The following is a 9,923-nucleotide window of genomic DNA, read 5'->3' as shown; positions in this document are numbered from 1 at the left end:
GCGCGCCGGCATCCCGCTGCAGGACATGGAGTTCTGGCAGTTCCACCCCACCGGCGTGGCCGGCGCTGGCGTGCTGCTGACCGAAGGCTGCCGCGGCGAAGGCGCCATCCTGCTCAACAGCGAAGGCGAGCGCTTCATGGAGCGTTATGCGCCCACGCTCAAGGACCTGGCACCGCGCGACTTCGTCAGCCGCTGCATGGACCAGGAGATCAAGGAAGGCCGAGGCTGCGGTCCCAACAAGGACTATGTGCTGCTCAAGCTGGACCACCTGGGCGCGGAGACGATCCACAAGCGCCTGCCCTCGGTGTACGAGATCGGCGTGAACTTCGCCAACGTGGACATCACGCGCGAGCCGATACCCGTGGTGCCCACCATTCACTACCAGATGGGCGGCATCCCGACCAACATCCACGGACAGGTCGTCACCCCCGATGGCCAGGGCAACCAGAAGGTCGTCAACGGCCTCTACGCCGTGGGCGAATGCTCCTGCGTGAGCGTGCACGGCGCCAACCGCCTGGGCACCAACTCGCTGCTGGACCTGCTGGTGTTCGGCCGTGCCGCCGGCAACCACATCGTCCAGTACAACGACAAGAACAAGACCCACAAGCCCCTGCCCGCCGACGCGGCGGACAAGACGCTGGCCCGCCTGGCCCGCCTGGACAACGCCTCCGACGGCGAGTACGCCCAGGACGTGGCCAACGACCTTCGCGCGGCCATGCAGCAGCATGCCGGCGTGTTCCGCACCCAGGCCAGCATGGACGAGGGCGTGGCCAAGATCAACGCCATGCGCGCGCGCGTGGGCAACATCGCGCTCAAGGACAAGTCCAAGGTGTTCAACACCGCGCGCATCGAGGCGCTGGAAGTGGAAAACCTGATGGAGTGCGCCCAGGCCACCATGACCTCGGCCGCCGCCCGCCAAGAGTGCCGCGGTGCCCACACGGTGAACGACTACGAGCGCCCGGCCGATGACGCGCAGTTCCCTCTGGGCCGCAACGACGCGGAGTGGATGAAGCACACGCTGTGGCACAGCGCCGACAACAGCCTGACTTACAAGCCTGTCAACCTCAAGCCCCTGACCGTGGAGTCGGTGCCCCCGAAGGTCCGCACCTTCTGAAGCCCCTTCACCCAGCACCCACGACGCACGGAGAACACACCATGGCCAAACGCACATTCAAGATCTACCGCTACGACCCGGACAAGGATGCCAAGCCCTACATGCAGACCATCGAAGTCGAACTCGATGGTCACGAACGCATGCTGCTCGATGCCCTGATGAAACTCAAGGCAGTGGATCCTTCCATCTCGTTCCGCCGCTCGTGCCGCGAAGGCGTGTGCGGCTCGGACGCCATGAACATCAATGGCAAGAACGGTCTGGCCTGCCTGACCAACATGAACACCCTCAAGGGCGACATCGTGCTCAAGCCGCTGCCGGGCCTGCCCGTCGTGCGCGACCTGATCGTGGACATGACGCTGTTCTTCAAGCAGTACAACAGCATCAAGCCCTACCTGATCAACGAAACCGTGGCTCCCGAGAAGGAACGCCTGCAGAGCCCCGAAGAGCGCGAAGAGCTCAACGGCCTGTACGAGTGCATCCTATGCGCGAGCTGCTCCACCAGCTGCCCGAGCTTCTGGTGGAATCCGGACAAGTTCGTCGGTCCCGCCGGCCTGCTGCAGGCCTACCGCTTCATCGCCGACAGCCGCGATCAGGCCACCAGCGAGCGCCTGGACAACCTGGAAGACCCGTACCGCCTGTTCCGCTGCCACACCATCATGAACTGCGTGGACGTCTGCCCCAAGGGCCTGAACCCCACGAAGGCCATCGGCAAAATCAAGGAAATGATGGTGATGCGCTCGGTCTGAGCGCTCACTTCCCCACCCCATGACCGACACCCCCCTGCTGGATGCCTTGCTGGACGAGCGCGCGCTGAGCAAGCTGCGCTGGCGGTGTCGTCGTGGCCTGCTCGAGAACGATCTGTTCATCGAGCGATTCTTCGCCAGGCACGAATCTGGCTTAACCGTGCGCCAAGCCGATGCACTCGGGCTCTTGATGGACTTGTCCGACAACGACCTGCTGGATCTGCTGCTCGGTCGAAAGCCCCTCCAAGGCGATCTCGAACGCGAGGACGTGACGCAAGTGCTTGCACTGCTGCGCGGCCTGCGACCTCTCTCATCATCCGAGGAACCTGCATGAAACTCGTAGACAACAAAGCCACCCTGTCGTTTTCCAACGGCGGCCCCAGCGTCGACCTGCCGGTCTACGCCGGCAACATCGGTCCGGACGTGATCGACATCCGAAAGCTCTACGCGCAGACCGGCATGTTCACGTACGACCCGGGCTTCCTGTCCACGGCATCGTGCCAGTCGGCCATCACCTACATCGATGGCGACAAGGGCGAGCTGCTGTACCGCGGCTACCCCATCGAGCAGCTGGCCACGCAGTGCGATTACCTCGACACCTGCTACCTGCTGCTCAACGGCGAGCTGCCGAACGAATCCCAGCGTGGTGACTTCCACAAGCTCGTGACCAACCACACCATGGTCAACGAGCAGATGCAGTTCTTCCTGCGGGGCTTCCGCCGCGATGCCCACCCCATGGCCGTGCTCACCGGTCTGGTCGGTGGCCTGTCGGCCTTCTATCACGACAGCACGGACATCAACAACCCGAAGCACCGCGAGATCGCCGCGATCCGCCTGATCGCCAAGATGCCGACGCTGGTCGCCATGGCCTACAAGTACGGCATCGGCCAGCCCTACATGTACCCGAAGAACGACCTGAGCTACTCGGGCAACTTCCTGCGCATGATGTTCGGCACGCCCTGCGAGGAGTACCAGGTCAACCCGGTGCTCGAGCGCGCGCTCGACCGCATCTTCATCCTGCACGCCGACCACGAGCAGAACGCGTCGACCTCGACCGTGCGCCTGTGCGGCTCGTCGGGCACGAACCCGTTCGCCGCCATCGCCGCGGGCGTGGCCTGCCTGTGGGGCCCGGCCCACGGTGGCGCCAACGAGGCCTGCCTGAACATGCTGGAAGACATCCAGCGCAACGGCGGCGTCTCCAAGGTCGGCGAGTTCATGGAAAAGGTCAAGGACAAGAACTCCGGCGTCAAGCTCATGGGCTTCGGTCACCGCGTGTACAAGAACTACGACCCGCGCGCCAAGCTGATGCAGGAAACCTGCAACGAGGTGCTGCAGGAGCTGGGCCTTGAAAACGACCCCCTGTTCAAGCTGGCCAAGGAACTCGAGAAGATCGCGCTGGAAGACGAGTACTTCGTCTCGCGCAAGCTCTACCCGAACGTGGACTTCTACTCCGGCATCGTGCAGCGCGCCATCGGCATCCCGGTCAACCTGTTCACCGGCATCTTCGCGCTGGCCCGCACCGTCGGCTGGATCGCGCAGCTCAACGAGATGATCAGCGACCCCGAGTACAAGATCGGCCGCCCGCGCCAGCTCTTCACCGGCTCGGTGCGCCGCGACGTCAAGCCGCTGGCCAGCCGCTGATCGACGCCCACGCCTTGAAAAGCCCGCCGCCCGGCGGGCTTTTTTTCGGCTCTGGCCAGCGCGTAGCAGCAAGCCAGCCATCGCCCTTGGAGATGCCATGGCCACTCCATCTGAGGGAAAATCGCATTCAGACCTCTCCAAACGAGAAGTCAGATGCCCATGCTCTCCGAACGCAACTTCGCCCGCCAGATCGACCTCACCTCGCTGCAGCTCTTCGTGGCCGTGTGCGAGCTGGGCAGCATCGGGCGCGCGGCGGAGCGGGAGTTCATCGCCGCTTCGGCGATCAGCAAGCGGCTGTCGGATCTGGAAAATGCGCTGGGCACCACCTTGCTGCACCGCCATGCGCGCGGCGTGCGGCTGACACCGGCCGGCGAGGGCCTGCTGCACCACGCCCGCGCCGTGCTGTTCGGTCTGGAGAAGATGCAAGGCGAACTGGCCGAGTACGCCGACGGCGTGCGCGGGCACGTTCGGGTGCATGCCAGCATCTCGGCCATCGTGCAGTTCCTGCCCGAAGACCTGGGCGCCTTTGCGCGTCACCATCCCCAGATCAAGATCGATCTGGAGGAACACCTGAGCCCCGAGGTCTTGCGCGCCGTGAAGGAAGGCGCCACCGATCTGGGCCTGTGCAACGGCGCCATGGGCATCGCCGGCCTGCAAAGCCTGCCCTATCGGCGCGACAGCCTTGTGCTGGTCGTGCCGCGTGGACACCCGCTGGCCAGCGCAGGGCCTGTGCCCTTCGAGGCCGCCCTGCCCTTCGACCATGTGGGCCTGCATGCCAACAGCTCCATTCATCTGGCGACGCACCAGGCCGCCACCCAGGCCGGCGCAGCCGTGCGCGTGCGCATCCGCGTGACCGGACTGGACGCCATGTGCCGCATGATCGCCAACGGCCTGGGCGTGGGCGTGATGCCCGAGCGCGCCTTCCAGTTGCTGAGCACCGGCGATGCGCTGCAGGCCGTTGCCTTGACCGACCCCTGGGCCCAACGCCAGCTCGTGCTGGTGGCCCGCGATTTCTCCAGCCTGCCCGCCAGCGCCCGCCTGCTGGTGGATCACCTCCGCACCGCCGATGTCCGCCAGGCGGCCTAAAATCCTTCCTCCACGACAAGACCCACGCCATGCCACGCACGCTCTACGACAAGATCTGGGACGAACACGTTGTCCATACCGAAGAGGACGGCACGTCCGTGCTCTACATCGACCGGCACCTGGTGCATGAAGTCACCAGCCCCCAAGCCTATGAAGGCCTGCGCCAGGCCGGCCGCAAGGTCTGGCGGGTCAGCTCGGTGGTGGCCACCGCCGACCACAACACCCCCACCAACGGATGGGAACTCGGGTACGACGGCATCACCGATCCGATCAGCAAGGAACAGATCACGACGCTGGACAGCAACATTGCCGAATTTGGCGCGGCGGCGTTCTTTCCCTTCATGTCCAAGCGCCAGGGCATCGTGCACGTGATCGGCCCGGAGAACGGCGCCACCCTGCCGGGCATGACGGTGGTCTGCGGCGACAGCCACACCTCCACCCATGGTGCGTTCGGTGCGCTGGCCCATGGCATCGGCACCAGCGAGGTCGAGCACGTGCTGGCCACGCAGACCCTGCTGGCCAAGAAGGCCAAGAACATGCTGGTGCGCGTGGAAGGCCAGCTCGCCAAGGGCTGCACCGCCAAGGACATCGTGCTGGCCATCATCGGCAAGATCGGCACGGCTGGCGGCACGGGCTACACCATCGAGTTCGGTGGTTCGGCGATCCGATCGCTCAGCATGGAAGGCCGCATGACCGTGTGCAACATGGCGATCGAAGGGGGTGCGCGCGCCGGCCTGGTGGCGGTGGACGACAAGACCATCGAATACGTCAAGGGTCGGCCGCTCTCGCCCACTGGCGTGGAATGGGACCAGGCCGTGGCCTACTGGAAGACCTTGCAGTCGGACGCTGACGCGAAGTTTGATGCCGTGGTCGAACTCGACGCCACGCAGATCGTGCCGCAGGTGACCTGGGGCACCTCGCCCGAGATGGTGCTTGGCATCGACGGCTCGGTGCCCGATCCCGACCGCGAGAAAGACGCCAACAAGCGCGGTGCCATCGAGCGCGCGCTGACCTACATGGACCTGTCGCCCGGCAAGCCGCTCAACGACATCTTCGTCGACAAGGTATTTATCGGCTCCTGCACCAACAGCCGCATCGAAGACATGCGCGAGGCGGCCGCCATTGTGAAAAAGCTCGGCCAGAAGGTGGCCAAGAACGTCAAGCTCGCCCTGGTTGTGCCGGGCTCCGGCCTGGTGAAAGCGCAGGCCGAGCGCGAAGGCCTGCACGAGATTTTCAAGGCAGCTGGCTTCGAATGGCGTGAGCCTGGCTGCTCGATGTGCCTGGCCATGAACGCCGACCGGCTGGAGCCGGGCGAGCGCTGCGCCTCCACCAGCAACCGCAACTTCGAAGGCCGCCAGGGCGCTGGTGGCCGCACCCACCTGGTGTCTCCCGCGATGGCCGCCGCTGCCGCAGTGCACGGCCACTTCGTGGACGTGCGCGCCTTCGCATGACTTTCCTTCCCCGCAACCACCCTCAGGAGATTCACATGAAACGCATTGCATGGATCGCAGCCGCCTTCGCCTTCTCGCTGACGCTGGCCGCGTGCAACACCTGGACCGGCGTCAAGCAGGACGCCAAGCAAGCCGGCCAGGCCGCCGGCAAGGGCATTGAAAAAGCCGGCGAAAAGGTTCAGGAAATCGCCAAGTAAACAGGCACACATCACCATGCAGAAATTCACCCTCCACAAGGGCCTGGTGGCCCCGATGGACCGCGAGAACGTCGACACCGACGCCATCATTCCCAAGCAGTTCCTCAAGTCGATCCGCAAGACCGGCTTCGGGCAGAACCTGTTTGACGAGTGGCGCTACCTCGACAAGGGGGAGCCGGGCCAGGACCCGGCGAGCCGCAAGCCCAACCCCGACTTCGTGCTCAACCAGCCCCGCTACGCCGGTGCATCCGTGCTGCTGGCGCGCAAGAACTTCGGCTGCGGATCCAGCCGCGAGCACGCCCCCTGGGCGATCGACCAGTACGGCTTTCGCGCCATCATCGCGCCCAGCTACGCCGACATCTTCTTCAACAACTGCTTCAAGAATGGCCTGTTGCCGATCCAGCTGTCCGAAGCACAGGTGGCCCAGCTGTTCGATGAAGTGGCGGCCTTCCCGGGCTACCAGCTCACCATCGACCTGGAGCGCCAGGTGATCGTCAAACCGCAGGGCGAGGAAATCCCCTTCGAGGTGCAGGCGTTCCGAAAGTACTGCCTGCTCAACGGGCTGGACGACATCGGACTCACGCTGCGCTACAAAGACAAGATCGCGGCCTTCGAGGCCGAACGCCTGGCATCCAAGCCCTGGCTCGCGCACACGATGGCGGCCTGAACACCTTTCTCGATCCCCAACTCCACATCACATGAAAATCGCAGTTCTTCCGGGTGACGGCATCGGCACCGAAATCGTGGCCGAAGCGGTCAGGGTCCTTCAGGCACTAGAGCTGCCGATCGAAATGGAATCTGCCCTGGTGGGCGGCGCGGCCTACGAGGCCCACGGCCATCCGCTGCCCGAGTCCACGCTGAAGCTGGCGATGGACGCCGACGCGGTGCTCTTCGGCGCCGTGGGCGACTGGAAGTACGACAAGCTCGACCGCCCGCTGCGCCCGGAACAGGCCATCCTCGGCCTGCGCAAGCACCTGGGCCTGTTCGCCAACTTCCGTCCAGCCATCTGCTACCCCGAATTGGTCGGCGCCTCCAGCCTCAAGCCCGAGTTGATCTCTGGCCTGGACATCCTGATCATCCGCGAGCTGACGGGCGACATCTACTTCGGCCAGCCCCGCGGCCGGCGCACCGCCACCGACGGGCACTTTCCCGGCGCGGAAGAAGCCTTCGACACGATGCGCTACAGCAAGCCCGAGATCGAGCGCATCGCCCACGTGGCGTTCCAGGCCGCGCGCAAGCGCAGCAAGAAGGTGACCAGCGTCGACAAGGCCAACGTGCTCGAAACCTTCCAGTTCTGGAAGGACGTGGTGACCGAGGTGCACGCCCAGTACCCCGACGTGGAGCTGGAGCACATGTATGTGGACAACGCGGCCATGCAACTGGTGCGGGCGCCCAAGAAGTTCGACGTCGTCGTCACCGGCAACATGTTCGGCGACATCCTGTCCGACGAGGCTTCCATGCTCACCGGCTCCATCGGCATGCTTCCCTCGGCCTCGCTCAACACGAAGAACCAGGGACTGTACGAACCCAGCCATGGCAGCGCGCCGGACATCGCGGGCAAGAATCTGGCCAATCCTCTGGCTACAATACTGTCTGCTGCCATGATGCTCAGATTCACGTTCAACCAGACCGAAGCCGCCGACCGCATTGAAACCGCGGTCAGCAGCGTGCTCGCGTCCGGCCTGCGCACCACCGACATCTGGTCTGAAGGCACGACCAAGGTCAGTACCCGTGGCATGGGTGACGCCGTCGTGGCCGCCATCACCAAAACCATTACCAAGGGCTGATACAGCTCCGGTTCGTCACGCCCCTCCCCGGCCAGACGAGCCGGGGCAAAACGGTTTTTTAACTGAAGGGCGTTGACATGACGAAACTCGTCGCAGGAATGAAGGAACCCCTCGTGGGGTTGGTTGGCTGGCGCGGCATGGTCGGTTCCGTGCTGATGGATCGCATGGTCGCTGAAAGCGACTTTGACCTGATCGAACCGCTGTTTTTCTCCACCTCCAACGCGGGCGGCAAGGCGCCTGCGATGGCCAAGAACGAAACCAAGCTGCAGGACGCGCACGACATCGCGGCGCTCAAGCGCTGCGATATCGTCATCACCGCCCAGGGCGGCGATTACACCAGCGAGGTCTATCCCAAGCTGCGCGCCGCCGGATGGACCGGCCACTGGATCGATGCCGCGTCCACGCTGCGCATGGACAAGAACGCCGTCATTGTCCTGGACCCGGTCAACCTGCCCGTCATCCAGAACGCCCTGACCCAGGGTGGCAAGGACTGGATTGGCGGCAACTGCACCGTGAGCTGCATGCTCATGGGCGTGGGGGCGCTCTACAAGGCGGGCCTGGTGGAGTGGATGAGCACGCAGACGTACCAGGCGGCTTCTGGTGGCGGCGCGCAGCACATGCGCGAGCTGCTCACGCAGTACGGCACGCTCAACGCCGAGGTCAAAGCGCTTTTGGACGATCCCAAGAGTGCCATCCTGGAAATCGATCGCAAAGTGATCGCCAAGCAGCGTTCGCTCTCGGGTGCCGAGACCGCCAACTTCGGCGTGCCGCTGGGCGGTTCGCTCATCCCCTGGATCGACAAGGATCTGGGCAACGGCATGTCCAAGGAAGAGTGGAAGGGCATGGCCGAGACCAACAAGATCCTCGGCATGGGCGAAGGTTTCCAGGCGCCGGCCATCCCGGTGGACGGCTTCTGCGTGCGCGTGGGCGCCATGCGTTGCCACAGCCAGGCCTTGACGTTCAAGCTCAAGAAGGATGTGCCTGTGGCCGATCTGGAAGCCATGATCGCAGCCGACAACGCCTGGGTGAAAGTCGTGCCCAACACGCGTGAAGCGACGATCCAGGACCTGACGCCAGTGGCCGTGACGGGCACCATGACGATCCCGGTGGGCCGCATCCGCAAGCTGGCCATGGGCCCGGAGTACGTCGGTGCCTTCACCATCGGCGATCAGCTGCTCTGGGGCGCGGCCGAACCCTTGCGCCGCATGCTGCGCATCCTGCTCGAAGCCTGACGCAGCCAGGGGCGGGCTTCGAGGGATGAAGGGCGTGGTTGTTCACGTTGCGCCCCTGCAACGCAACAACCCGCTCCACGACGACAGAGGGTCGGCGAAGAAACTCAAGCGGATTCTCAGCTTGTCACTGTAATCCGTTGATGTTAAGGTCAATTCTCGGTTTTTTACGTCGAGGTCAAAGTGCCATCCATCTCCCGCCACACCCCATCCCAACAGACCCGCCCAGTGCGTCCCGGCACGGGTTTACGAGGTCTCGCGCGGTTGCATGCGGTCGCTGCGGCGGCGGTGCTGTGTGCGGGCCTTGTGCATCACGGCGATGCCCAGGCCTTGGCGCTGGGCCGTGTGGTCGTGCAGTCGGCCCTGGGCGAGCCGTTGCGCGCAGAAATCGACGTGCCGGACATCAATGCGGAAGAAGCCTCCAGTCTTCGCGTGGGCCTGGCGTCCGGCGACACCTTTCGGGCAGCCGGTGTGGATGTCAACGCCGCGCTCGCCACCCTGCAGATCAGTCTGCAACGGCGTGCCGATGGCCGGGCCTACCTGCGCCTGACCAGTTCGCGCCCGGTCACCGAACCCTTCGTGGACCTGATCGTCGAGGCCAACTGGTCGTCCGGCCGCATGGTCCGGGACTACACGCTGCTCTTTGACCCACCCAACCTGCGCGCGGCCGCACCT

Annotated in this window: 11 protein-coding genes; all 11 read left to right on the top strand. The window is 64.6% G+C overall.

Annotated features, from left to right (window positions below; translation table 11 throughout):
* Window positions 1-1,114 (top strand): FAD-binding protein (locus KIT86_RS22620; RefSeq protein ID WP_297402594.1); only part of this gene is annotated, 1,114 nt, incomplete at its 5' end.
* A 41-nt stretch (window positions 1,115-1,155) separates the two neighbouring features.
* Window positions 1,156-1,860: a succinate dehydrogenase iron-sulfur subunit gene (locus tag KIT86_RS22615; RefSeq protein WP_297402592.1), complete on the top strand. Its 705-nt coding sequence runs from the start codon at window positions 1,156-1,158 to the stop codon at window positions 1,858-1,860.
* 19 nt (window positions 1,861-1,879) lie between these two features.
* On the top strand, window positions 1,880-2,191 hold the full coding sequence (locus KIT86_RS22610; RefSeq protein ID WP_297402590.1) for a succinate dehydrogenase assembly factor 2: 312 nt from the start codon (window positions 1,880-1,882) through the stop codon (window positions 2,189-2,191).
* A complete protein-coding gene (locus KIT86_RS22605) occupies window positions 2,188-3,498 on the top strand; it encodes a citrate synthase (RefSeq protein ID WP_297402588.1) in 1,311 nt (436 codons plus the stop codon). Before KIT86_RS22610 ends, KIT86_RS22605 begins: the two co-directional genes overlap by 4 nt.
* A gap of 159 nt (window positions 3,499-3,657) precedes the next feature.
* Entirely contained in the window at window positions 3,658-4,584 is a 927-nt protein-coding gene (locus KIT86_RS22600; RefSeq protein WP_297402596.1) for a LysR family transcriptional regulator, read from the top strand.
* Window positions 4,585-4,613: 29 nt separating this feature from the next.
* A complete protein-coding gene (leuC, locus tag KIT86_RS22595; RefSeq protein WP_297402586.1) occupies window positions 4,614-6,035 on the top strand; it encodes a 3-isopropylmalate dehydratase large subunit in 1,422 nt (473 codons plus the stop codon).
* A 35-nt stretch (window positions 6,036-6,070) separates the two neighbouring features.
* Window positions 6,071-6,232: an entericidin EcnAB gene (locus KIT86_RS22590; RefSeq protein WP_297402584.1), complete on the top strand. Its 162-nt coding sequence runs from the start codon at window positions 6,071-6,073 to the stop codon at window positions 6,230-6,232.
* 16 nt (window positions 6,233-6,248) lie between these two features.
* Entirely contained in the window at window positions 6,249-6,899 is a 651-nt protein-coding gene (gene leuD, locus KIT86_RS22585; protein WP_297402583.1) for a 3-isopropylmalate dehydratase small subunit, read from the top strand.
* Between the two features lie 31 nt (window positions 6,900-6,930).
* Entirely contained in the window at window positions 6,931-8,019 is a 1,089-nt protein-coding gene (gene leuB, locus KIT86_RS22580; RefSeq protein ID WP_297402580.1) for a 3-isopropylmalate dehydrogenase, read from the top strand.
* A 77-nt stretch (window positions 8,020-8,096) separates the two neighbouring features.
* On the top strand, window positions 8,097-9,251 hold the full coding sequence (gene asd / locus KIT86_RS22575) for an aspartate-semialdehyde dehydrogenase (RefSeq protein WP_297402579.1): 1,155 nt from the start codon (window positions 8,097-8,099) through the stop codon (window positions 9,249-9,251).
* A gap of 261 nt (window positions 9,252-9,512) precedes the next feature.
* The coding region (locus KIT86_RS22570; protein WP_367185460.1) for a FimV family protein at window positions 9,513-9,923 on the top strand (411 nt) is incomplete at its 3' end.

The sequence above is a fragment of the Hydrogenophaga sp. genome (assembly GCF_026125825.1).
Taxonomy (GTDB): Bacteria; Pseudomonadota; Gammaproteobacteria; order Burkholderiales; family Burkholderiaceae_C; genus Hydrogenophaga.
The sequence above is the reverse complement of the archived record's forward strand: the minus strand, read 5'-3'. Positions and strand labels throughout refer to the sequence as shown.